Source organism: Rothia nasimurium, assembly GCF_042660305.1.
In the GTDB taxonomy this organism is placed as follows: domain Bacteria; phylum Actinomycetota; class Actinomycetes; order Actinomycetales; family Micrococcaceae; genus Rothia; species Rothia nasimurium.
Genome location: NZ_JBHSTW010000018.1, coordinates 217,815 through 239,821, shown reverse-complemented (window position 1 = coordinate 239,821; position 22,007 = coordinate 217,815). Strand labels below are relative to the sequence as shown.

Annotated in this window: 21 protein-coding genes, 5 tRNA genes and 1 other RNA gene; 13 read left to right on the top strand and 14 right to left on the bottom strand. The window is 59.0% G+C overall.

Features of this window, described 5'->3' with window-relative positions:
• Positions 1-64 precede the first annotated feature (64 nt).
• The 3 genes from ACFP6B_RS08030 to ACFP6B_RS08020 form a co-directional block, all read right to left on the bottom strand.
• Complete coding sequence (locus ACFP6B_RS08030; protein ID WP_377129059.1) at positions 65-1,075, bottom strand: siderophore ABC transporter substrate-binding protein; 1,011 nt, start codon at positions 1,073-1,075, stop codon at positions 65-67.
• Between the two features lie 317 nt (positions 1,076-1,392).
• Positions 1,393-2,691, bottom strand: a complete 1,299-nt coding sequence (gene tig, locus ACFP6B_RS08025; RefSeq protein WP_237211796.1) for a trigger factor — start codon at positions 2,689-2,691, stop codon at positions 1,393-1,395.
• A gap of 112 nt (positions 2,692-2,803) precedes the next feature.
• Positions 2,804-2,878: transfer RNA gene (locus ACFP6B_RS08020), tRNA-Pro, on the bottom strand.
• Between the two features lie 168 nt (positions 2,879-3,046).
• Between ACFP6B_RS08020 and ACFP6B_RS08015 the strand changes: the two genes are divergently transcribed.
• Positions 3,047-3,117: transfer RNA gene (locus ACFP6B_RS08015), tRNA-Gly, on the top strand.
• Between the two features lie 5 nt (positions 3,118-3,122).
• A tRNA-Gly gene (locus ACFP6B_RS08010) sits at positions 3,123-3,193 on the top strand.
• Positions 3,194-3,321: 128 nt separating this feature from the next.
• On the opposite strand, the gene ACFP6B_RS08005 is transcribed toward ACFP6B_RS08010, so the two are convergent.
• Positions 3,322-4,071, bottom strand: a complete 750-nt coding sequence (locus ACFP6B_RS08005; RefSeq protein WP_237206520.1) for an HAD family hydrolase — start codon at positions 4,069-4,071, stop codon at positions 3,322-3,324.
• 96 nt (positions 4,072-4,167) lie between these two features.
• Here ACFP6B_RS08005 and ACFP6B_RS08000 point away from each other — a divergent pair, with 96 nt between their 5' ends.
• From ACFP6B_RS08000 to ACFP6B_RS07990, 3 genes are all read left to right on the top strand, one after another.
• Positions 4,168-4,578, top strand: a complete 411-nt coding sequence (locus tag ACFP6B_RS08000; RefSeq protein WP_377129056.1) for a hypothetical protein — start codon at positions 4,168-4,170, stop codon at positions 4,576-4,578.
• A gap of 56 nt (positions 4,579-4,634) precedes the next feature.
• Positions 4,635-4,913, top strand: a complete 279-nt coding sequence (locus ACFP6B_RS07995) for a hypothetical protein (RefSeq protein ID WP_377129054.1) — start codon at positions 4,635-4,637, stop codon at positions 4,911-4,913.
• A gap of 101 nt (positions 4,914-5,014) precedes the next feature.
• A complete protein-coding gene (locus tag ACFP6B_RS07990; RefSeq protein ID WP_377129052.1) occupies positions 5,015-5,683 on the top strand; it encodes a hypothetical protein in 669 nt (222 codons plus the stop codon).
• A gap of 79 nt (positions 5,684-5,762) precedes the next feature.
• Here ACFP6B_RS07990 and ACFP6B_RS07985 read toward each other — a convergent pair whose 3' ends face one another.
• Positions 5,763-6,641, bottom strand: a complete 879-nt coding sequence (locus tag ACFP6B_RS07985) for an Fpg/Nei family DNA glycosylase (RefSeq protein ID WP_377129050.1) — start codon at positions 6,639-6,641, stop codon at positions 5,763-5,765.
• Positions 6,641-7,138 (bottom strand): ribose-5-phosphate isomerase, encoded by a 498-nt coding sequence (locus ACFP6B_RS07980; RefSeq protein WP_237223525.1) that lies wholly within the window; start codon positions 7,136-7,138, stop codon positions 6,641-6,643. The genes ACFP6B_RS07985 and ACFP6B_RS07980 overlap by 1 nt, the downstream gene beginning before the upstream one ends.
• A 213-nt stretch (positions 7,139-7,351) precedes the next feature.
• On the opposite strand from ACFP6B_RS07980, the gene pepN reads away from it, so the two are divergent.
• Both pepN and ACFP6B_RS07970 read left to right on the top strand, forming a co-directional pair.
• The gene (pepN, locus tag ACFP6B_RS07975) at positions 7,352-9,889 is read left to right on the top strand and encodes an aminopeptidase N (protein ID WP_377129047.1); all 2,538 of its coding nucleotides are present in this window, start codon (positions 7,352-7,354) and stop codon (positions 9,887-9,889) included.
• A gap of 54 nt (positions 9,890-9,943) precedes the next feature.
• The gene (locus ACFP6B_RS07970) at positions 9,944-10,405 is read left to right on the top strand and encodes a globin (protein ID WP_377129045.1); all 462 of its coding nucleotides are present in this window, start codon (positions 9,944-9,946) and stop codon (positions 10,403-10,405) included.
• Between the two features lie 6 nt (positions 10,406-10,411).
• Here ACFP6B_RS07970 and ACFP6B_RS07965 read toward each other — a convergent pair whose 3' ends face one another.
• Positions 10,412-11,104 carry a transcriptional regulator gene (locus ACFP6B_RS07965; protein WP_377129043.1) on the bottom strand — a complete coding sequence of 231 codons (693 nt, stop codon included), beginning with the start codon at positions 11,102-11,104 and terminating at the stop codon, positions 10,412-10,414.
• A 116-nt stretch (positions 11,105-11,220) separates the two neighbouring features.
• Between ACFP6B_RS07965 and ACFP6B_RS07960 the strand changes: the two genes are divergently transcribed.
• Positions 11,221-12,117, top strand: coding sequence for an acyl-CoA thioesterase (locus tag ACFP6B_RS07960; protein ID WP_377129041.1), 897 nt, complete (start codon positions 11,221-11,223; stop codon positions 12,115-12,117).
• Between the two features lie 53 nt (positions 12,118-12,170).
• On the opposite strand, the gene ettA is transcribed toward ACFP6B_RS07960, so the two are convergent.
• Positions 12,171-13,850, bottom strand: a complete 1,680-nt coding sequence (gene ettA, locus ACFP6B_RS07955) for an energy-dependent translational throttle protein EttA (RefSeq protein WP_185174575.1) — start codon at positions 13,848-13,850, stop codon at positions 12,171-12,173.
• Positions 13,851-13,943: 93 nt separating this feature from the next.
• Positions 13,944-14,513: a single-stranded DNA-binding protein gene (locus ACFP6B_RS07950; RefSeq protein WP_377129039.1), complete on the bottom strand. Its 570-nt coding sequence runs from the start codon at positions 14,511-14,513 to the stop codon at positions 13,944-13,946.
• A 278-nt stretch (positions 14,514-14,791) separates the two neighbouring features.
• On the opposite strand from ACFP6B_RS07950, the gene ACFP6B_RS07945 reads away from it, so the two are divergent.
• Positions 14,792-15,364, top strand: a complete 573-nt coding sequence (locus ACFP6B_RS07945; RefSeq protein WP_377129037.1) for a DNA-3-methyladenine glycosylase I — start codon at positions 14,792-14,794, stop codon at positions 15,362-15,364.
• Positions 15,365-15,403: 39 nt separating this feature from the next.
• On the opposite strand, the gene ACFP6B_RS07940 is transcribed toward ACFP6B_RS07945, so the two are convergent.
• From ACFP6B_RS07940 to mptB, 3 genes are all read right to left on the bottom strand, one after another.
• Complete coding sequence (locus ACFP6B_RS07940) at positions 15,404-16,252, bottom strand: serine hydrolase (RefSeq protein ID WP_377129035.1); 849 nt, start codon at positions 16,250-16,252, stop codon at positions 15,404-15,406.
• Positions 16,253-16,355: 103 nt separating this feature from the next.
• Positions 16,356-16,428: transfer RNA gene (locus ACFP6B_RS07935), tRNA-Arg, on the bottom strand.
• A gap of 107 nt (positions 16,429-16,535) precedes the next feature.
• Complete coding sequence (gene mptB / locus ACFP6B_RS07930) at positions 16,536-18,110, bottom strand: polyprenol phosphomannose-dependent alpha 1,6 mannosyltransferase MptB (protein WP_377129033.1); 1,575 nt, start codon at positions 18,108-18,110, stop codon at positions 16,536-16,538.
• Positions 18,111-18,240: 130 nt separating this feature from the next.
• On the opposite strand from mptB, the gene orn reads away from it, so the two are divergent.
• From orn to def, 3 genes are all read left to right on the top strand, one after another.
• Positions 18,241-18,867, top strand: a complete 627-nt coding sequence (gene orn, locus ACFP6B_RS07925) for an oligoribonuclease (RefSeq protein ID WP_377129031.1) — start codon at positions 18,241-18,243, stop codon at positions 18,865-18,867.
• Positions 18,868-19,054: 187 nt separating this feature from the next.
• A tRNA-His gene (locus tag ACFP6B_RS07920) sits at positions 19,055-19,127 on the top strand.
• A gap of 71 nt (positions 19,128-19,198) precedes the next feature.
• Positions 19,199-19,777 (top strand): peptide deformylase, encoded by a 579-nt coding sequence (gene def / locus ACFP6B_RS07915; protein ID WP_377129029.1) that lies wholly within the window; start codon positions 19,199-19,201, stop codon positions 19,775-19,777.
• Between the two features lie 122 nt (positions 19,778-19,899).
• Here the strand turns inward: def and rnpB are convergent.
• Positions 19,900-20,257: RNase P RNA component class A (gene rnpB / locus ACFP6B_RS07910), an RNA gene on the bottom strand.
• Positions 20,258-20,289: 32 nt separating this feature from the next.
• On the opposite strand from rnpB, the gene ACFP6B_RS07905 reads away from it, so the two are divergent.
• Positions 20,290-21,057, top strand: a complete 768-nt coding sequence (locus ACFP6B_RS07905; protein WP_377129027.1) for a YaaA family protein — start codon at positions 20,290-20,292, stop codon at positions 21,055-21,057.
• Between the two features lie 5 nt (positions 21,058-21,062).
• Here the strand turns inward: ACFP6B_RS07905 and ACFP6B_RS07900 are convergent, their stop codons facing one another.
• Positions 21,063-21,959 carry a Nif3-like dinuclear metal center hexameric protein gene (locus ACFP6B_RS07900; RefSeq protein ID WP_377129024.1) on the bottom strand — a complete coding sequence of 299 codons (897 nt, stop codon included), beginning with the start codon at positions 21,957-21,959 and terminating at the stop codon, positions 21,063-21,065.
• Positions 21,960-22,007: the final 48 nt, after the last annotated feature.

Below are 22,007 nucleotides of genomic sequence, written 5' to 3'. Positions count from 1 at the left end.
AGTCACCCCGCCGCGAGGGCAGGATGACTCCTTTTTCATCGGTTATAGGGTCTCAGCCGGTGCCTTACTTGGCGGCTTCGAACTTATCGGCAAGATCGTTAAGGATCTCGGTGTAGGTGATAATGGATTCATTGGTGTAGGTATCAGCCGGAGCGTAAGCAATCTGGTTCTTGGTGATTGCGGTGACGTTGGCCAGGGCTGAGCTACCGGCGATGACGTCTGCGGCAGCGGGTGAACCTTCATCGGTGCTGGTGCCAGCATCGCGGTCAAGAACCAGCAGCCAGTCGGGGTTGGCTTCTGCGATAGCTTCAACCGAGATATCGTCACCCTGGTGGTTGTCAGAGGAGCCTTCAACTTCGAGGGCGGGCTTGAGACCCAGCATGTCGAAGACGGGGCCGTAGGTGCGGCCGATGGAGGGGGCAATGTAGCCGATTTCGCCGCCGGAGACGTTGACGGCCATAACGGTGGATTCGCCGTCGTAGGCGGCCTTAGCGCGGGCTAGAGCGGCGTCGAAGTCTGCGATGAGCTTGTCGGCTTCAGCCTGCTTGCCGAAGACCTCGCCCAGTACGGTGACCTGGCGCTTGAGCTCTTCGTCAAGGGGCTGGCCGTCGCGGGGTTCAAGCTCGAGAATGGCGGCCTGGGGGTTCAGTTCCTTGATGGCGTCGTAGTGCTGGGAGAAGCGCTGACCGTTGACGATCAGGTCGGGCTCTTCAGCAGCGAGCAGTTCAAGGTTAGGCTCGCGGTGGGTTCCGATATCGGTAATGGAGGAGTCGTTCTTGTAGGTCTCGACGGTTGCAGGAATCAGGGTGATGGGGGCTGCCACCAGGTCGACACCCCAGGACTCGAGAACCTCAAAGGTGCGGTTATCGGTTGCGGCGACCTTCTGAGGGGGAACGGTCACGGTGACCTCACCGTAGTTATCGGTGACGGTAACGGTGCCAGCTGACTGGCTGGCAGAAGCTGAGGTGGACGCGCTGGATTCGGAGGATGCGTCGGTGGTGCCCGCGCCACAGGCGGTGAGCGCCAGTGCTACAACGGAGGTGGCTGCGAGCAGGGAGATACGGTTGGCCTTCACGGGTTTTCCTATATCTGTTCGTGGTGTGTACTTGGTCAGCCTCAACATCTTGTAAGGCTTGACTTACCTAAGATTAGTTAGCCCCACCTTACTTATCAACCCAGAAACCCCTATTACGAAATATTTTTTTAACTTATTTGCTGTATTTGACTTCTAGCCACCCAGGTCGCCCTCTTTTAGGCAGCGGACGCCGGCGCCCACGTCCGCCTTTTCCCACGAGTTTTCCCAGCAGGCAGCACAAAGCCCCCACAAGAACCCATTCAGGGCCTTGCGGGGGCTTGAGCTAGAAAAGTTTTAGAGCCTCAAGAGGCAAAAACTTATTCGGCGTCTGCGGTCTCACCCAGGAAGGAGGAGAGGTCAACGGCCTTGCCGTCGGCATCCTTAACCTCAGCCTGAGCCAGAACAGCTGCCAGAGCCTTTGAGCGGCGAACCTCGCCAACAATCATGCCGGACTGGCCTGAGCCGTCGAGCATCTGAGCGAACTGGTTGGGGTCCATGCCGTACTGCTGGCTCATGGTGATGATGTAGTCGATGAGCTCAGCCTGCTCGACAGAAACTTCTTCCTTCTCAGCAATAGCGTCGAGGATGATTTCGTTCTTGAAAGCACGCTCGGTGTTCTCGCGAACCTCTGCGCGGTGCTCTTCGGTGTCGTGGTCATCGTCCTGGCCGGGGGTGTTGAAGTGCTGAGCCAGCTGGTCTTCAATAACCTTCTCGGGAACGGGGATTTCAACCAGTTCAACCAGAGCGTCAAGAACCTTGTCGCGGGCTTCTGCACCCTGCTCGGCAACCTTGGAATCAGCAGCCTGCTTCTTCAGGTCTTCCTTCAGTTCAGCAATGGTGTCGAACTCTGAGGCCAGCTGAGCGAAGTCGTCATCAGCCTCGGGCAGCTCGCGCTCCTTCACAGCGGTGACCTCAACCTTAACGGTTGCTTCTTCACCTGCGTGCTCGCCACCGGCAAGCTTGGTGACGAAGGTGGCGTCCTCACCAGCGGAGAGACCGAGAACAGCCTCGTCCAGACCGTCCAGCATGGTGCCGGAGCCAACCTGGTAGGACAGGTCGTTAGCGGCGTCAACCTCTTCGCCGTCAATTTCAGCGGCGATGTTGATGGTCAGGAAGTCCTCGTCAGCTGCGGGGCGGTCAACAGCCTTCAGGGTGCCGAAGCGGCCGCGCAGGGCATCGAGAGCCTTCTGCTCGTCCTCTTCGGTAACCTCCACGCTTGCAACCTCAACCTTGATACCTGAGTAGTCAGGCAGTTCAATCTCGGGGCGGACGGTGACCTCGATGGTCAGCTTCACGTCAGCTTCGCGGTTGCCCTCTTCGGGCTTAGAAACGATGTCGAGTTCGGGCTGAGCCAGGGGGGTCAGCTCGTTCTCAACCAGGGCCTGCTGGTAGAAGTTGTTCAGAGCATCGTTCAGAGCGTTCTCAACAACAAAGTCAAAGCCTGCACGCTGATCGATGAGAGCCTTAGGGGTCTTACCCTTACGGAAACCGGGAACCGAAATCTGGTTAGCCAGTGACTTGTAGGTACGGTCAAGGTAGGTCTTGAACTCAGCGAAGGGAACCTCGACCTCAATCTTTGCGAGGGTCGGGTTGATCTTCTCGACGGCAGTCTTCACGTCCGTTGATCTCCTGATAACTTGATTGGAACCGCCACCCGGAAAAGAGTGGGGCTAGATATAACGTTCTATAGAAAAACCCGCCGTTTCCGGCGGGTCGTTCTATTTCACGTCGGGGTGACAGGATTCGAACCTGCGATCTCCTGCTCCCAAAGCAGGCGCGTTAGCCAAGCTACGCCACACCCCGATTTGCACGGAAGGCACCACCCAGTTTAGCGGTTCAACCGCCCAAAACCTAACTCGCCCCCCGATTACGCCCAGGGCGTGTTGAGAAACGCCAACGCCACCCTGATTTGACAAGGCCCCGTTCGACCAGGTTTACTGGAACACGTCCACAACGCTGGGCACCCCATTCGGGGATGTAGCTTAATGGTAAAGCCTCAGTCTTCCAAACTGATTACGCGGGTTCGATTCCCGTCATCCCCTCTCACGCGGCTGTAGCTCAATGGTAGAGCGCACGCTTCCCAAGCCTGATACGCGGGTTCGATTCCCGTCAGCCGCTCGCTATCGCTCGGGACTGGCGGAAGTCATTCCAGCACCTCTTGAGTGCTCGTGCACTCGCACCCGGTGCTTCCATCCCGTCAGCCGCTCGCTTCACGGTCACTCTCCGGAGTGGCCGTTTTTGCTTGCCTAGAAAAACCGGCGAGAAACAGGAGCAGGCGCATCCAACAGCTCCACTAGGTCGCGCACCTTCACGCTCCCCCTCGCCACCTTCTGACCGCGGCGATGCCGGTTCACCCAGGCAGCCTGCAGACCCGCCCGAGCCGGGGCGGCAACGTCCGCAATATAGTTATCGCCCACATGCACAGCAAAAGCCGGGTCCACCTCTAACTGGGCACAAACAAACCGGAAAATATAGGGGTCGGGCTTGCTCATACCCACCCTCTCCGAAGAGAACAGGGGCATATCGTGCAAGCCGATAGCATCGAGTTTCTTCTGCTCAGTCAGCTGGGACCCGTTAGAAATCACCGCCACCTGCAGATGCCCAAACCGGTGACCGAGCTCCTCAAAAAACCGATCAACCTCAGCAAAAGGAGCCCAAGCCTTACGGGTTTCCTCCTGTAGGGTCGCCAAAAACTTCTGAGCCCGGTCAGTGCTCTGCTGCTCCCCCGTCATCAGATGCAAGAGACTCGACGTGCGAAACAAGCGATTTTCGTCAAAAACCTGCTCACCGGCCAAATAGCGCTGAAAGTCCTCGCGCTGAATATCGGCCCAGGCCTGGAAGTAGCTCTGAGTGTCGTCGATTTCTCCCTCAAAACCAAACTCCCGAACAGCCCGATTAAAACCCACCGCGGTAGCTGTATCACTATCGAGCAGGGTGCCATCTAGGTCGAAGAGCACCAGGTTGGCCTGCCCCAGCAAGTATCCGGTATCGCGCATAGTAGCCCTTCGATGTCATGATGGCGTTTAACTCTTCACCAGCATATACGTTGGCCCCTATCATTAGAGGGACACCCCACCGTCAAAGGAGACAGTATGCGCCCCCGCCCCCTTCAAGCGGCCCTTCCCCTCGCTGCAGCGCTTGCCCTGGTTGCCTGTAGCTCTTCCTCAACCGAACAGACCCAGGCCGACGCCACGGCGTCCGCCCCCGTCACAAGCCACAGTGCCACCGCCAGCGCTACCCCCTCCCCCACAGCATCCAGCCCCGCGGCTTCTGCCAGCGCTGAGGCTTCAGAGACAGCAGCCGCAGCACCTTCAAGCTCACCCGAAACAGTCACCCAGACCACCGCTGCACCGGTATCTTCAGCCGCTGAGGCACCTGCTGCCCAGCCGGCAGCTCCTGCTCCCACCGAAACCCCGGTACAGGCCATCAACCCGCCGGCTAACAGCGGGGCGACCACCCTCGTCACCGACCTCGCCCCTACCAGACCAGCATCGACGGGGTAACCCCCGCCGGCGACGGCAAGGTCTACTTCCAGACAGCGGACGGCGCGGGTTGCGTCATGAGCACAGAGCAGGTGAGCTGCTACCGAGCAGGCTCCCAGGGGCGCATCGGCTACGGCGTGATGTGGCTTAACCCCGGCACGGTACCCCACCAGGACTTCCTCCAGGGCAGCACCCCCGGCTTCGCCCCCTTCTCCTTCGGCACCCAACTACCTGCCAACCACACGATTACGGTCGGTGAGTTTAGCTGCACCGCAACACCGGACGGCGCCGCCCGCTGCGATAACGGGGTGCACTGGTTTGCGCTGAGCAACTCCATCAAGGACTTCAGCGGGTAAATAACTCACAGATCGGCTACTTCCCTAACCTTTGAATCGGCTGCTCTTCCCCTAGGATTGGAATAGACACTCACATTTTTGACCACAAGGTTGATTTCTTCATGGCTTTAGCACCCCTATCTGCTCGATTCATTCCGGTGAGCGCCCTGCTTGCTACCGGCGTCCTAGCTCTTGCAGGCTGCGGGAGCAGCCAGACCACCGCTACCCCCGCTGAAACTGACGCTAGCACCGCAAGCAGTGCGACCACTGCTCCAGCCGAAAGCAGCACCCCCAGCCCCACCGCTGAGCCCACAACAGAAACAGCCAGCGCAGCACCCTCCCCTAGCGCCACGGCCCTGACTCCCCCGGTCAACGACGGCTTTACCATCGACCCGGTTTCTCTGGTGACCACCGATCTTGTAACGGGAACCCCGGTGGCTGACCTTGCAGCCTACAACTTTGCGGCGGCAGACCAGCCCTCTGTCGTCTTCCAGACTCCTGACCCCCAGATAGCCTGCCTGATGCAGACCTACGGTGTATTTTGCATGACCGATGACTCAAAGAACTGGGTCCTACAGTCGGTATCAATGGGGCCCGGTGATACCCAGCCCCGCACGGTGCAGGCCCGCGGGCGTGCTGCCACCCACGACTGGTTCAAGACCAACACGGTACTGCCCGAGGGGCAGTCCATCAGCTGGATGGGCATGACCTGCACAACCACCGGCCCAGCGAGTGTACAGTGCAACGACGGTACCACCGGTTTTAACCTCTCTGACCTGACAGACCGCTAAAACATAGGAACAAGTAGGGCCCCGGTGATACAACCGGGACCCTACTTTTCTTATCTGAGCCTACAGCTAGGCTAGTTACCTAGTGCTGGCAGCCCGGGCACCAGTAGAGCTTGCGCCCGGCAACTTCTTCCAGCGCAATCGTTGCCCCGCAGCGGGGGCAGGTCTGGCCCTGGCGGTGGTACACGTAGTTAGCGTGATCAGGCCAGGCCTCGGTTTCCGGGATGCCGGGCCTGTCGGCGGGCTCGGTGGTGATGATACGACCTACACGCACACCAATTTCCAACAGGTGCTTGTTATCGTTCCAGAGGGCTTCAAGCTGCTGGCGGCTGCATTCTTTAGCCGGGGTAAAGGGGTCGATGCCGGTGCGGTAGAGGGATTCTGCGCGGAAGATATTTCCTACCCCCGAGATGGCCTTCTGGTCCATAAGAACCACACCGATAGGCCGACTAGTCTTGGCTGCCGCAGCGTAGAAGGCGGCCGGGTCGGCGTCCCGATTCAGGGGGTCGGGGCCCAGTTTTGCGCGCACTTCCCCCACTTCCTCAGAGGTGAGGGTTCGGCAGATGGTGGGGCCCACCAGGTCTGCCCAGCCGTGCTCTGAAACCAGGCGGACGCGGGTGGTCGGCCGGGGTGCAGGAGGTTCAGCGGAGAGTTCAGTCCGGTGGTCCTCTTGCTCACCAATTTTACGGGGAGCACCAATCGAGGAGGCCCCCGTAAAGTGCTCATCTCCACCGAAGGTGAAGGCACCGTAGATTCCCAGGTGGACGTTGAGATAGAGCTCGTTGGAGAAACGGGCGAAGAGATGCTTACCGTGGGCGAAAGCCGAGTCGAAGGTATGGCCGTCGAGCAGGGCGGCGCCGTCCGCAAATCTTCCCTGGGGGCTGGTGACCGCCAGCTGGGCACCGGCAAAAACGTCGGTGAGCTGGCGGGCCAGGCGGTGGATTGAGTGCCCTTCTGGCATTAGTTCTCGTAGCTGTCGATCTGCTTACCGGAGATGGCGCCGGTCTGCTCGTATTCGGCCATCTGACCGATGCGGCGGGCGTGGCGCTCTTCGTTGGTCCACTCGGTGGTGAGGAAGACCTTGATAATCTCGAGGGCTTCTTCCTTGGTGTGCTGGCGCCCACCCACTGCAACGACCTGGGCGTTGTTGTGTTCGCGGGCCAGGGCTGCGGTGTCGTGGTTCCAGGCTAGAGCAGCACGGATGCCTTCAACCTTGTTAGCGGCCATCTGCTCACCGTTGCCGGAGCCACCCAGCACAATGCCCAGGGAGTCTAAGCCTGCTGCGCGGTCTGCGCGGACGGCGAGGGCCGCGTTGATGCAGAAGCTGGGGTAGTCGTCGAGGGCATCGTATTCAGCGGGGCCGTGGTCGACCATCTCGTAGCCGGCCTCGGTGAGTGCTTCGATGAGGTAGTGGCTAAGTTCTAGGCCTGCGTGGTCGGTTGCGATGTGTACACGCACGGTGTCTCCTTTGGTCGTGGTGGGTGGGGGCCGGTTGACCGCACTGAAATTTAGTTATGTGAATCACTGGCAAGCACATAGAATTGGGAAGGTATGTGCTGTGTATTGCCCTATATACGATTGTAGGTCACGTGCAGCTCCCCTGTGGCTTGTTTTCTGTGGTTTACAGATGGGCAGGCCTCTAACTTCAGATTTGATTGACAAGGATTCCTCATGCCTGGAATGAATTTGACCCGTGCCGAAGCTGAGAAGAGAGCGTCTGTGGTTCAGCGTGTGCATTCGTACACGGTTGAGCTTGATCTAACGCGCGGTGAGCGGGTCTTTGGTTCTCGTACGGTGGTGCGTTTTGATGCGGTTGCCGGGAGTGAAACCTTTATCGATGCGATTACCGATACGGTGCACAGTATTGAGCTCAATGGTGAGTCGGTGCCGGTGACCGCTGCTGACGGTGTGCGTATTGCCCTGCCGGCGTTGGCTGAGAGCAATGAGCTGGTGATTGATGCCGATATGCTCTACACCAATACCGGTGAGGGTTTGCACCGCTTTGTGGACCCGGTGGACGGCGAGGTTTACCTCTATTCGCAGTTTGAGGTTCCTGATTCCCGCCGTGTTTACCCGGTTTTTGAGCAGCCTGATTTGAAGGCTGAGTTTGAGTTTATTGTAACTGCCCCTGCCCACTGGGTCGTGGTGTCTAACCAGCCTGAGACTTCTGTTGAAGAGGTGGCGGACGGCAAGAAGTGGGCTTTTGCGCCTACCCCGCGTATCTCGTCCTACATCACCGCAATTATTGCTGGCCCTTACGCTAGCGTGCATTCCTCGCTCACTAACAGCGAGGGCCGCGAGGTGAAGCTGGGTTGCTACGCCCGTCAGTCCTTGATGGAGTACCTGGATGCCGATGAGGTTTTCCACATCACCCGCCAGGGTTTTGAGTTCTTTGAAGAGCAGTTCTCGACCCCCTACCCCTTTGAGAAGTACGACCAGCTCTTTGTGCCCGAGTTTAACGCCGGTGCTATGGAGAATGCCGGTGCTGTGACCTTCTTGGAGAACTACATTTTCCGCTCTAAGGTGACCGAGGCGATTGTTGAGCGCCGCGCTATCACCATTTTGCACGAGCTAGCCCACATGTGGTTCGGCGATTTAGTGACCATGAAGTGGTGGAACGACCTGTGGCTCAACGAGTCTTTCGCTGAGTTTATGTCGACTCTGGCCGCTGCTGAGAACACCCGCTTTGCGCCTGAGGCCTGGGCTACGTTCTCGGCTTCAGAGAAGACCTGGGCCTACAACCAGGATCAGCTCTCATCTACCCACCCCATTGTTGCCCCGATTCGTGACCTGCAGGATGTTCAGGTCAACTTCGATGGCATCACCTACGCTAAGGGCGCTTCTGTGCTGCGTCAGCTGGTGGCCTGGGTAGGGCAGGATAACTTTATGGCCGCCCTCAAGGTCTACTTCGAGAAGCATGCCTACGGCAACACCGTGCTCGATGACCTGCTCGATGAGCTGGAGGCGACGAGCGGACGCGACGTGCGCGCCTGGTCTAAGCTCTGGCTGGAGACCGCCGGGGTCAACACCCTGACCACCGAGGTCGAAGAGGCAGAGGACGGCACCATTACCCGTCTGGCCCTGCGCCAGACCTACGCTGAGGGCTTTGAGACCCTGCGCCCCCACCGTCTGGTCATTGGTTTCTACAATCTCGACGGGGAGGTGCTCACCCGCACCGACCGCCTAGAAATCGATGTGGATGGTGAGGTTACCGAGGTGCCCCTGGCCGTTGGTGCCAAGCGCCCCGATTTGATTCTGGTGAACGACGAAGATTTGGCCTACGCCAAGATTCGCCTCGATGAGCGCTCCCGCGCCACCGCCGTTGCCCACCTGGGTGCCATTGACTCATCTGTTGCCCGCGGTGTGGTCTGGGGTTCCCTCTGGGATACCGTGCGTGATGCCGAAATGCCCGCCCGCCAGTTTGTTGAACTGGTTCTGGGTAATATCGGGGCAGAGACTAACTCCACCGCCGTCCGCACCCAGCTTCTCAACCTTGAGAACACCCTACGAGCCTACCTGAACCCCGAGCACGCTGAGACTGTGCGAGCTGAGGCAGCTGACCGTATCTGGGCCCTTGCCCAGGCAGCAGAAGCTGGCTCTGATAACCAGTTCCAGCTGGTGGGCACCTTCGCCCGTCTGGCCCATACCTCAGACCAGCTGGATGCTGTAGCAGCCCTACTCGATGGCTCTACCGTTCTGGAAGGCTTGGAGATCGATACCGACCTGCGCTGGAACCTGCTGGGATCTCTGGCAGCGGGCGGACGTGCCACCGCAGCTGAGATCGATGCAGCCCTGGCTGATGACAACACCTCCAACGGCCAGCAGGCAGCTGCCACCGCCAAGGCGGCTATCCCCACCGCTGAAGCAAAGGCAGAGACCTGGCGCGCTGTGGTTGAAACCGGCGAGCTGTCTAACATTGTGCAGCGCTCCGCCATTCTCGGTTTCTACCGCGGTGCCCCGGAGTTCTCAGAACCCTACATTGACCGCTACTTTGAGGCCATTGAGGGGGTCTGGCGCGAGCGCTCCCACGAGATTTCAAGCCAGATTATCAGCGGGCTCTTCCCCCGTTTTTACACTCAGGAGGTCCTGGATAAGGCCGAGGCTTACCTCGCTGCCCTGCCTGAGGACGCAGCCGCCCTCAAGCGTCAGGTAGCAGAAGGACGCGACTCACTGGCTCGTGCTCTCAAGGTACAGGCCGCAGATCGCTAGGCGGCTAACCGCTGGTACCTGCTGACGATAAGGGGCGGGAGTAGACTGGTGGGTATGAATTTACCCAACCCAGCCTTCCGCCCCTTATCTGCACCCGGCGAGGCCAGCGTCCAGCCCTCAGCCCCTCATGAAGAGGTTGATGAGCGTAGCTTCTACTACCAGGTGGGCGGACGGCCGGTCTTTGAAAAGCTCTGCCGGGAGTTCTATTCCCGTGTAGCAGCCGACCCGGAGTTCCGTGCCATGTACCCCGAGGAAGACCTGGGGCCAGCAGAGCGCCGCCTTTTCATGTTCCTTGAGCAGTACTGGGGCGGGCCCAAAACCTACCAGGCAGAACGCGGCCACCCGCGCCTGCGTATGCGCCATAACCCCTTCTATATCGGCCCCAAGGAGCGGGATACCTGGCTCAAGTACATGCGCGAGGCCATGGACACCCTGGATCTAGCTCCCCTGCACGATGCAGAAATGTGGGCCTACTTTGACCGGGCAGCCCACGCCATGCAGAACCGGGCCCAGTAGTTCGTTTTAGGCTGAGGCAGCCGAGTAAACCAGTACGTGCCCTGCCCGGGCCGAGATGCGGGCCCAGCGTCCGCTGGCGAAAACGGGCATGGGTTCGGTAGCCCGCGGAGGCAGGAACCCGAGCACCTCAAGGGCAAAAGCAGCACCGGTGGGTAGGCTCACCGTCGTATCGGGGGCTTGTAGGAGTGAAGACCAGATACGGGAGCGGACGGTTGCCACCACCGCGTGCCCCGGGTTAGCGGGCAGAGCCCCGTCTACCGCGGCAATACCTTCCTGGGCCGCTGCCCGGGCATGGTCAGAGAGATAAAACCCTTTCTTCTCCCAGCCGCTGCGCGGAGCGGTACGCCCGGCCCAGGGGGCGGTCACGGTAACCGGCGGCAGGGCCAGGGCCAGCCCGGCCTCTTCAATACGGGCGAGCCGGTCAAGAAGAGCCGACGCCTCAACCGTGAGATCAACCTCGGCAGGCTGGGCCAGTTTGATGGCGCGCAGACCGATCACCGTGGGCGTCAAATCGAGCAGGGTTTCAGGTGCAAGCACACACACCGATACCCCCAGCACCTCACCGTTAGCCAGCAGGCGGACGGCAGCCTGGGGATCCACAGAACGGGCCCGGGTCAGATAGGTCGCCAGATCACGAGCAGTTGTAGCATCGGGCAGGTAAACGTAGTCGGTGTAGTCAGAGAGTTTTGGCTCGGTCATATCACTAGCTTTCAAACGAGTTTATGCGGTCTAGTCACCCACCACCCTATCGCAGAAACTCAGTTGCACTTCCAGTGGGATGAGAAAAATGGGGCTAGCTGTGAGAGAGTGTAACTATGAGTCACGAAACCCTAGAAAGTCTCTCCCCTACCCAAAAATTACTGGCCATGCTCAACCTCACCCCCGGTGGAGCGTCCGCCCACGAGCATGTCTTTAGCGCCCTGACCCTCACCAAGGAATCCCCGCGCATTTTCGGCGGGCAGGTGCTCGCCCAGGCTGTGATGGCTGCTGCCCATACGGTCGACGGTAAAACCCTGCACTCCCTGCACGGCTATTTTTTGCGCCCCGGTGACGTAGAAGGCGATCTCTCCTACGGGGCCGAAGCCCTCAACGACGCCAGGTCATTTTCCACCCGCAGGGTACAGGCCTACCAGGGCGGGCAACCAATCTTTTCCTGTATTGCTTCCTTCCAGGTGCCTGCTCCTGGGCCAGACCACGGCGCCAGTATGCCGCAGGACGTTCCCGCACCCGAGGGTCTGCCCACTGCAGCTGACTTGCTGGGGCATTTACAGGTCCCCATCGCCCAGAAGGTTGCCTTCTCCCGCCCCTTCGACGTGAGGCATGTGACTTCCCCGCTGTACACCACTCCCAGCCAAGAGAAGCAGCCGGTGAATATGGTCTGGTTCAAAACCTTCGAGCCCCTGCCCGATGACCCTGCCCTGCATCAGGCTGCCCTGGCCTACGCATCGGACTATACCCAGCTTGAACCGGTTCTACGGCAGCACGGCAAGACCTGGCTTGAACCCGGCATGAAGGTGGCCTCACTGGATCACGCTATCTGGTTCCACCGCCCGGCCCGCGCCGATGAGTGGTTGCTGCTGGTTCAGGAGTCCCCCAGTGCCCAGGACTCCCGCGGCCTCTCTGTGGGTAAGGTCTTCACCCGCGACGGCCTACACGTTGCCACCGTAACCCAAGAAGCCATGATTAGGTTGCCCGAGTACCGCGATCAGTAAACAGGTAAGAAAATCCCTCCCGCCGGTGAAGGTGGGAGGGATTTTTAGCTAGCTTATCGCGTCAGCTTACGGTGAACGACGCGGTGCGGCTTCGCAGCCTCGGGTCCAAGACGCTCAATCTTGTTCTTCTCGTAGGACTCGAAGTTACCCTCGAACCAGTACCAGTTGTCGGGCTGTTCGTCGGTGCCTTCCCATGCCAGGATGTGGGTGGCTACTCTGTCGAGGAACCATCGGTCGTGGGAGACCACGACGGCACAGCCGGGGAATTCCAGCAGGGCATTTTCGAGGGAGGTGAGGGTTTCGACATCCAGGTCGTTGGTAGGTTCGTCGAGCAGCAGCAGGTTGCCACCCTGCTTGAGGGTCAGGGCCAGGTTGAGGCGGTTACGCTCACCACCGGAAAGCACACCTGCCTTCTTCTGCTGGTCGGGGCCCTTGAAGCCGAAGGCTGAGACGTAGGCACGTGAGGGCATTTCTACCTGGCCTACCTGGATGTAATCCAGGCCGTCTGAGACAACCTCCCACAGCGACTTTTCAGGGTCGATGTTGGCGCGGTTCTGGTCAACGTATGAAATCTTGACGGTTTCACCGATCTTCAGGTTGCCGCCATCGAGGGGCTCAAGGCCAACGATGGTCTTGAAGAGGGTTGACTTACCTACACCGTTGGGGCCGATGACGCCGACGATGCCGTTACGGGGCAGGGAAAAGGAGAGACCGTTGATGAGGGAGCGGCCGTCGAAGCCCTTCTGCAGGTTTTCTGCTTCGATAACGACGTTACCCAGGCGGGGTCCCGGGGGAATCTGGATTTCTTCGAAGTCTAGCTTGCGGGTCTTTTCAGCCTCTGCAGCCATCTCTTCGTAGCGGGCCAGACGTGCCTTTGACTTAGCCTGACGGCCCTTGGTGTTGGAGCGAACCCACTCGAGTTCTTCTTCCAGGCGCTTAGCGAGCTTGGCGTCCTTCTTACCCTGAACTTCAAGGCGGGCGCGCTTCTTGTCCAGGTAGGTGGAGTAGTTGCCCTCGTAGGGGTAGAGGTTACCGCGGTCTACTTCTGCGATCCATTCTGCAACGTGATCGAGGAAGTAACGGTCGTGGGTAATGGCGATTACTGCGCCCTCGTAGGACTGCAGATGCTGTTCCAGCCAGAGGACGGACTCTGCGTCCAGGTGGTTGGTGGGCTCGTCGAGTAGGAGCAGGTCGGGCTTCTGGAGCAGGAGCTTGCAGAGCGCTACGCGGCGGCGTTCACCACCGGAGAGGTGGGTAACGGGTGAGTCACCGGGAGGGCAGCGCAGGGCGTCCATGGCCTGTTCCAGCTGGGAGTCGATGTCCCAGGCGTTGGCCGCGTCGATGGCTTCCTGCAGCTTGCCCATTTCTTCCATGAGCGCGTCGAAGTCAGCATCGGGGTTGGCCATCTCTTCTGAGATTTCGTTGTAGCGAACAATCTTTTCGTAGATTTCGCCGACGCCTTCCTGGACGTTACCCAGGACGGTCTTTTCTTCGTTCAGCGGGGGCTCCTGCATGAGGATGCCCACGGTGTAGCCTTCTGAAAGTCGTGCTTCGCCGTTGGAGGGGGTATCGAGACCCGCCATGATTTTCAGGATGGTTGACTTACCGGCACCGTTGGGGCCGACCATACCGATTTTTGCACCGGGGAAGAACGACATTGATACGTCGTTAAGGATGACTTTGTCGCCTACAGTTTTGCGGGCTTTGGTCATGGTGTAGATAAATTCTGCCATGCGTTTAAGCCTACCGGTTGATGTCAAGCTGTTGGGGGTTTAGGGCAGGGCATCGGCCAAGAATCTTGGTGTGAGTTTGCCCTGCCCCGCCCTCTAGCTGGTCAGAGCCTCAACAGCCTCATCGTCTGCTGCCTTATCGGTGAGCCCCTGGTCAGAAACCTGATGGCCTTTTTCGGGAGAATGGCTGCCTTGGGGGTCTTCTTCAACAGCTGGTAGAGAGCTATAGCCGTGGTTGAGTTTCTGTTCCCCGGCTACCTGCTCGTTGAACTTACGATCGGTCTCATCGACATCCGGTTTTCGGTCTGTAACACGGGCAAAATTGGCTAGCCCGTAGTTGAGGTCGTGCCCGATGCTGGTGGCGTCTACTTCGATGCTGGTGCCGGGTGAGCCGTCCGCCCGTTCAAACTGTTTGACGCGCAGGCGTCCGGTAACCAGCACCGGGTGCCCTACCTGCAGGCTCCGGGCGCTGTTATACGCCAGAGCTCTAAAGGAGTTGACGGTGTACCAGTTGGTTGTGCCTTCTTTCCAGGTGCCGCTGGTGGCATCAAACCAGCGGGGTGTGGAGGCAATACGGAAGTTCGTTACCGGGATATTGCCATTGGGCAGAAATTTTTGGGTAGGTGCCGTTGCGATAAAGCCTCGGATAGTGACGGTGTCGGTCATGACTCCTCCTTGAGTTGTGGGTGAACCGGGTGTCTCAAGGGTTACACCAGCAAAGGTCTAAGAGCCAGAAAAATGTTGCCTGTGGATAACGTATGTGCTGCTACCGCACGGTAAAGGGCAGAAAATTGGTGAAGCTGTGACGCGGGCAAGAGCTTTCATGACAGATTTTGTTCACACCCCTGGTGCAGGCTGCCCCTACCCCTCTAGGCTCATACCACCTGCCCCGCTAAGGCACCGGGGCGGGCGTCCGCATCTACCAGCACAAAGGAGACAGCACAGTGACCAATACACGTGTTCCCGATGAGCCTGCCTGGGTACGGGATGACCGTACCCGCACCTACTTTGAACGGGAATGGCAGAACGTGCCGCGCACCAACGAGGCCCTTTTCGAGCACCTCTGCCTGCTGGTGTTTCAAAGCGGCCTGTGGTGGTCTACGGTTCTAGCAAAACGGGAGGAATTGAGCCGGGCCTTACACAATTTTCAACCCGACCGCTTGGCTGCCATGGCTGAAGACGATATCAGTGCCTACCTTAAGGGCGATATCGGAATTAGGAACGAATCTAAACTTCGGGCCTGCATCAATAATGCGAGAGTGTTGAAAGAGTCTCGGGTAAATCTAGCAGATCTCTTTGCTGAGGCATTTCCAGAGGAATTACTGTGCCCGGGTGCTGAAGCGTTCCCCCGCACCACCGCTGAAACCGATACCCTGGCTCGCAAGTTACGGGCACTCGGGTTTCAACGCTTAGGGCCGGTGGTGGTATGCGCGGTAGCTCAGGCCGCTGGCTATATCAGGTTAGAAACCCATACGCTTAGCCGGCATGGTCAAAGTAGGCTTGCACTGCCTGGCTAGCCACCTCGTACCCTACCTGCTGGTCTTCGAACCCCTTGCTCAACAGGGCAATGGAATAGGTAGAGCTTTCGGTTCTAACAACACCAACGGAGTTGATGTGCCATTCGCCAGTATCTTCCTGGATCCATCCATTTTTAACCGATACGTCGGTGACAGCTTCCCCAGCACGGTCTGCCCGTATTGGGAGCCCACACCCCAGGTTTGTGACCAGTCGAGCGGAACCATTTTTTCGAGAAGGAACTGGGCGTCGGTAGCATTGACCCATTCAACGGTATCGACGATGGCACGCATGATGCGTACCTGGTCCTCGGCCCAGGTTTGGTTATCGCCCCAGGTTCCGGCAGATCGGGTCTCTGTGACACCCAGCAGCTCATAGGTCTTGTTGAGGGACTGGGCGCTGGCCGTAGATTCCCCGTCGTCAGACCCAAATCTGCGGTAAATCTCAATCGTTGCGTTGTTATCGGAGTAGGTAATGGACGCTTCGATGAGGGCTTTTTCGTCGTCGGTCAGTTCGCGCTCTTCAAAGGCTGCAAGCCTGAGTAGGGTGAGAGAAATAGGGACTTTGACGATAGATGCTTCATACGTCCATTGGTCACCCTTGTGCAAAAAGAGACTGTCGGTAGCGTGGTTATAGACAGCCAGGCTAAGGGTGATGCCGTAGTCTGCTTCGAGCTGGTCTAGTGCCTGGTTGATGTCTACGTCGTGGGCCTCGTTGGTGTGTTCATCACCGGTGGCGGTGGGCTGGATTTGTTCTTCAGCAGGGCCACAGGCAACAAGTAGAGTGCTCAGGGCTAGGGTACCGGTTCCTGCCAGCATTGTTCGGCGGGGCAGGACGGGGGCGGACGCGGGTGCGCCACTGAGCGTTTCAGGCAGGTTGGCTGTAGACATGCCCTCTAGTGTATTCCGAAAGTATTTGATTTTCCTGTGTGTAAGCCATATTTGATAATAAAAATATCCCCCACTTGTTTTACCAAGTGAGGGATATGTTTTGCGCCCCAGGAGGGAGTCGAACCCCCGACCAAGAGATTAGAAGGCTCCTGCTCTATCCACTGAGCTACTGAGGCTAGCCGCTGTTTATACTATCGATTCCTCGACTAAAAGTCATATCAGACCCGGGAGGGAGTCGAACCCCCGACCAAGAGATTAGAAGGCTCTTACTCTCATCTGGGAGCTAGATACTCACCTCGTAGAGGGACGAGCGCTGGCCGCGGCGGAGTACTCGGCGGGTTGCCGGGTCGAAGAAGACCAGCCAGAAGGCATAGGCTACGCTGAGCACAGCCGCAATGAGGCGGCCCATATTCTGATCAAAATTATCGAGATAGGGCGAGACGGCAAGCTGATCTGAGACCCCGTACATGACAAAGAACAGAGTTGTCAGGAAATAGAAATCTAGCTGCCAGTCGGTACGCACGCCTGCAACCACAAACAGCGGAATAAACCAGAGCAGATACCAGGACTGCAACATGGGTGAAAAAACCACAACCATAGCTAGAGCCAGACCGGTGCGGCGGATGAGGTTTTCGTCCTTGCCAACGAACATGACAACCACGGCCAGCAGCATGCCCGCGAGCTTTCCTAGAGAGAAGAAGGTGTCGCGCACCGAGTTCGCCAGGGCATTATCGCCGGTGATAGATACCAGGATCTGGTTGATTTGCAGCCCCAGGAAGCCGATGGGAGTGAACCAGATGTACTGGCCACCGGTGGTAGCCAGGGCCCCAATCCAGCCAAAGCCCAGGTCGGTCACGGCCCCAAGCACCCAGAGCTCCGCCATAGAGATAGCCAGGGTCATGGCCCAGAAAATAAAGCGGCGGAGCCAGCTGGCTCCCCTACCGGCCCAGAAAAGCCCGATGAAGGGTAGGGCGACCAGGGCAATAGGCTTGACGGCCACCGCCGCGGTCACCAGGGTAATTCCCAGCAGGCCACCGACGGTATCGCGGCGGGCCGCCGCATGGTAGACACCTGCCAGCACCAGACCGGTCATCAGGGCGTCATTATGGGAAGAGGTGATGAAGGCGGCAATAAAGAGAGGGTTGGCCAGCACCAGCCAGTTAGCTCGTATGCCATTGATACCGTGGAGGCTCGCCAGTTTAGGCACGTAGTAGGCGATAAGCCCTACTCCGATGAGGGCAACCAGCCTAAAGAGATAGAGGGCGGTATCTACGGAATCACCGGCGATTTGGGCTACCCATTTTTCGATGAGCAGGAAGACGGGGCCGTAGGGCGGGGCTGACTCGGACCACATCTGGTCAGCACCATACTGGAAGAAGTTATTGACGGAAGAAACCCCGTACTCGTAGGGGTTAAGCCCTGATGCCATGACGCGCCCCTGGGCAAAGTAGGAGAAGACATCACGGCTATAGAGGGGGAAAGCAAAAAGCTGGGGAAGCATCCAGCAGATAATGGCTGCGGTTGCCCAGCGTTTTGCACGCTGGTCCCAGACGAGCAGTTTCTGCACCATGCGCAACCATTCGCGGCAGAGCATCATCGACCCCACAACGAGTAGGGCGATGCAGGTCACCAGTCCGGGTGCCGTGTAGCGCAGCGGGATAATCCAGTCCACCCGGCGGAAGGGGGAGGCATCTGCGAGCCAGCCCACGCCGAAGGATGCGAACATCACCAGTAGAGAACCGATGGTTCCAAAGATGAGGGTTCGAAGGGGGCTACCCGAGACATAGTGAGCTGTCTTGGGGTTATACCGGTGCACCGGGATGCTGGCGGTATGGGTTTGCGCTGTTCTGGGGCTCATGGTCCTCCTGGCCGAGCAAATGAGTACACCTGATTTTACCCGCCGGCTGAGTGGCACAGGCAGGTCTTAGACCTTCTGCTCTCTGAAAATCTGCTGTGGGTTAGGGGCCAAAAAGGGGTAGATTGGTTCTGTGTCTATTTCAAATGAACGTATCGTATGGATTGATTGTGAGATGACCGGCCTCTCTCTAGAGAAGGACGCCCTAATCGAGGTCGCCGCGCTGGTGACTGACGGGGATCTCAATATTTTGGGGGACGGCGTGGACGTCGTCATTAAGCCCGAGCCCGAGGCCCTTGAGCAGATGGATGATTTTGTGCGCAACATGCATACAGTCTCTGGTCTGCTGGACGACCTGGATCAGGGCATTACCATGGCTGAGGCCCAGCAGCTGGTGCTGGATTATGTGAAGCAGTGGGTCCCCGAGCCGCGCAAGGCTGTGCTGGGGGGTAATTCTGTGGGTACCGATAAGACTTTTTTGGTGCGAGATATGCCCGAGCTCGTGGACTACCTGCACTACCGCGTGATTGATGTGTCTACTATCAAGGAGCTTTCCCGCCGCTGGTTTGAGAAGGCCACCTATAACGCTCCTGCAAAAACCGGCAACCACCGGGCACTGGGCGATATCCAGGATTCTATCGACGAGCTGCGCTACTACCGCGGCACGGTTTTTGTGCCCTCCCCCGGGCCCGATAGTGCAGCCGCCCAGAAGGTTGCCCAGGAGGTCGCAGCAACCCGCCAGCAGATTAATCCCGCCTAGGGGCTCAGGAGGCGCGGACGCCACCCGCAGCCGGGCCGCGTCCGCCTGCTCCCCAGCCCCAAAAGTTCGTGAGCACAGTCACCCCATATAACCTCATTTTCGATTTGCGAGGAATCAAAACTGTGTGTAAGCTAGTATCCGTTGCCAAAACAAGCCGGTGAAAGAAACGGTGGTTTTTGTAAACATGGTGGTCGTAGCTCAGTTGGCAGAGCGCCTGGTTGTGGTCCAGGAGGTCGCGGGTTCAACCCCCGTCGATCACCCCGAGTAGAAGGGTCGCTACGGTTTTTATCGTAGCGGCCCTTTTTGTTTACCCCGTGTGAGAGGTTATGTCATGACTGTTTTGCCCATTGTTATTCACGGTAACCCGGTTTTGCACCGCCCGGCTGCTCCGGTGACATCCTTTGATGATGAGCTGCGCAAGCTGATCGACGATATGTACGAGACCCAGGAGGCCTCGAACGGTGTGGGCCTGGCGGCACCCCAGGTGGGCGTGGGTCTGCGCCTGTTCACCTATAAGTTTGAGAATGAGGACGGCGTGCCCCCGCTGGGCGTGGTGGTTAACCCCGTGCTGACTCTGGGTAAGATTTCGACCGCTAATCCTGATCCCTACGATGAGGTTGAGGGCTGCCTGTCCTTCCCCGGTTATTCTTTCCCGCTCAAGCGCGCTGACTGGGTCACGGTCAACGGGTTTGATGGTGAGGGTAACCCGCTGAAGTTTGAGGCGACCGGCTGGTTTGCCCGCGTCATGCAGCACGAGACTGACCACTTGGATGGCAAGCTCTACGTGAATCGACTGAACGCCAAGTACAGCAAGAAGTACAAGAAGGTTGTGAAGGCTGAGGGCTGGACTGCCGAAGGTAACACCTGGATGCCGGGCGTCGACCCCGACCCCTTTGGTCACGGGGAGTAAAGAACGGGACGCCCGATAAGCCTGGGATGAAGCGCATTTTTCCGAGCGAGGAATCAAAAAATGCGCTGAATCGGTGAGCGCCAGCGAACCGCAGAACCCGGCGTGCGCCGCATAAAACTAAAAGAACGGGACGCCCGATAAGCCGGGTTCTGTACCTACCCGAGGGTAGGCGGCAATCATCCATCTAGACCCGTCGTTGCCGGCGGGTTCAAGCAGCCTACCCGGGCGCTTCACCGCACTGGTTACTAGCGCGCCCTGTTTGGCCTTGCTCCGGGTGGGGTTTACCGAGCTACCGCAGTCGCCTGCGGTACTGGTGAGCTTTTACCTCACCTTTTCACCCTTACCCCGTGGTGGGGCGGTTTGTTTTCTGTGGCACTGGCCTGCAGGTTACCCTGAGTCGACGTTATCGACCACCCTGTGCTGTGGAGCCCGGACTTTCCTCGAAGCGTTTGTGCGCTGCGCGATTGCCTGGGCGTCCCGTTCTGGGGTTCTACTTTACTACACTGGTGGGTATGTTGATTTTGTTTCCGCCGTCTGAGGGTAAGACTCCTGCCACATCTGGCTCCGGGGTTGAGTTGGGTGAGTTGTTGGCTCCTGAGTTGACGGGGGCTCGTGAGGCTGTGGTGGATGAGTTGGTGTGGGTGAGCGGTTTGCCCGATGCGGGGCAGCTGTTGAAGGTGGGCCCGTCTTTGCTGGCTGAGGTTGAGCGGAATACTCGGTTGTGGTCGGAGCCGGCGGCGCCTGCGTCCGAGGTGTATTCGGGGGTTTTGTTTGAGGCTTTTGGGTACGGTTCTTTGGGGGCGGACGCGCGGGCGCGGGCTGATAGGGCTGTTGTGGTGATATCTGCGGCCTGGGGCGCGGTGGGTCTTACCGATATGATTCCGGCCTACCGGCTGTCGATGGGCACGAAGCTGGGTGAGATCGGAGATTTGGCTAAGTTTTGGAAGGGCGAGCTCAGACGCCCCTTGGATGAGTTGGCCGGGGATCAGCTGGTGGTGGATGGCCGCTCTGCTGCTTATGCGAAGGCGTGGACGCCTGCCCCGCAGCACCATCTGCTGGTTCGGGTGGAGAGGGTGGCGGCTGACGGGAGCCGCAAGGTGGTCTCGCATATGGCTAAGCATTACCGGGGCCTGCTGGGCCGCTATCTGGTGCAGGAGAATCTGACTGAGATTGAGGACGCCGGTGAGCTGGCTGAGGCGCTTGCCCCCGGTTTTGAGGTGGAGTTGCTCTCCCCCACCGAGAAGAAGCCGGGTACCCTGACTCTTCTGGTGAGGGAGTAGGGCACCTAGCGGGTGGAGGCTGAGCCTGCTACCTGCCCGGTGGAGACGGTGAAGTCCCAGGGGTCGGTGTTGAGGGTCGAGACGTAGGTATCGATAGTGAAGCCTCGCTCCTCCAGTTTTTCGGTAAGGAGCCGGGCTGCCCCGTCCATCCAGAGCCATTCGCTGGCGTAGTGGGAGCAGTCGATCAGGGCCGGGGTGCCGCCGCTGATGAGGGCCTGCTCGCGGGCTTCTGAAGCCGGGTGGTGGCGCAGGTCGGCGGTGATGTAGACGTCCGCACCCGATGCGCGGGCATCGCCAAAGAGGGAATCGCCTGCCCCGGTGCAGAGGGCAATTTTTTGAACCTTCTGATCGGGCCGGCCTGCGATGCGCAGACCGCCGGCGGTTGCCGGCAGGAAGTCAGCAATTTTTTCAGCCAGTTCCTTGAGGGTGACGGGGGCAGGCAGACTGCCAACGCGCCCAATGCCGACGCGAACGTCCGCCCCCTCAATCTGTACGGTCTCTTCCTCTGCCAGAATCTCGGTGTCGGTGATGCCCAGCTTGCCCATGAAGACCTCGTTGGTGCCGTGCGGGGCCGAGTCTACGTTGGTGTGGGCGCCCAGCAGGCCGCAGCCAGCCTCAATGAGGGTGTGCACGATTTCGCCCTTGTAGTCGGTATCGGGCAGGAAGGACGCCCCGCGCAGCAGCAGGGGGTGGTGGGTAATGAGCAGGCCCGCGCCTTTTTCTGCGGCCTCGCGGGCGGTTGCCACGGTGGCGTCCACCGCGAAACCAACGGTGGTGACGGGGGCGTTAGCTCGCCCGACCACCAGACCAGCAGCGTCCCACTTCTCGGCAAGAGCGGGCGGGAAAATATCGTGGAAGGCCCGGGTTACATCGTTCAGGGTGGGAGTTGAAAGTTCAGTCATGCCCCTATTGTGTCATGAGCGCCGGGGCGGGAATAAGACCGGGTAACC

Bases quoted from the DNA above. Each gene is read 5' to 3' on its own strand.
- ettA (WP_185174575.1), bottom strand. From the start codon at position 13,850: ATGGCAGAATTTATCTACACCATGACCAAAGCCCGCAAAACTGTAGGC.
- ACFP6B_RS07905 (WP_377129027.1), top strand. From the start codon at position 20,290: ATGTTGATTTTGTTTCCGCCGTCTGAGGGTAAGACTCCTGCCACATCT.
- ACFP6B_RS07950 (WP_377129039.1), bottom strand. From the start codon at position 14,513: ATGACCGACACCGTCACTATCCGAGGCTTTATCGCAACGGCACCTACC.
- mptB (WP_377129033.1), bottom strand. From the start codon at position 18,110: ATGAGCCCCAGAACAGCGCAAACCCATACCGCCAGCATCCCGGTGCAC.
- ACFP6B_RS07995 (WP_377129054.1), top strand. From the start codon at position 4,635: ATGAGCACAGAGCAGGTGAGCTGCTACCGAGCAGGCTCCCAGGGGCGC.
- ACFP6B_RS07900 (WP_377129024.1), bottom strand. From the start codon at position 21,959: ATGACTGAACTTTCAACTCCCACCCTGAACGATGTAACCCGGGCCTTC.
- ACFP6B_RS07990 (WP_377129052.1), top strand. From the start codon at position 5,015: ATGGCTTTAGCACCCCTATCTGCTCGATTCATTCCGGTGAGCGCCCTG.
- ACFP6B_RS08005 (WP_237206520.1), bottom strand. From the start codon at position 4,071: ATGCGCGATACCGGATACTTGCTGGGGCAGGCCAACCTGGTGCTCTTC.
- ACFP6B_RS07985 (WP_377129050.1), bottom strand. From the start codon at position 6,641: ATGCCAGAAGGGCACTCAATCCACCGCCTGGCCCGCCAGCTCACCGAC.
- ACFP6B_RS08000 (WP_377129056.1), top strand. From the start codon at position 4,168: ATGCGCCCCCGCCCCCTTCAAGCGGCCCTTCCCCTCGCTGCAGCGCTT.
- ACFP6B_RS07970 (WP_377129045.1), top strand. From the start codon at position 9,944: ATGAATTTACCCAACCCAGCCTTCCGCCCCTTATCTGCACCCGGCGAG.
- def (WP_377129029.1), top strand. From the start codon at position 19,199: ATGACTGTTTTGCCCATTGTTATTCACGGTAACCCGGTTTTGCACCGC.
- pepN (WP_377129047.1), top strand. From the start codon at position 7,352: ATGCCTGGAATGAATTTGACCCGTGCCGAAGCTGAGAAGAGAGCGTCT.
- ACFP6B_RS07960 (WP_377129041.1), top strand. From the start codon at position 11,221: ATGAGTCACGAAACCCTAGAAAGTCTCTCCCCTACCCAAAAATTACTG.
- ACFP6B_RS07940 (WP_377129035.1), bottom strand. From the start codon at position 16,252: ATGTCTACAGCCAACCTGCCTGAAACGCTCAGTGGCGCACCCGCGTCC.
- ACFP6B_RS07965 (WP_377129043.1), bottom strand. From the start codon at position 11,104: ATGACCGAGCCAAAACTCTCTGACTACACCGACTACGTTTACCTGCCC.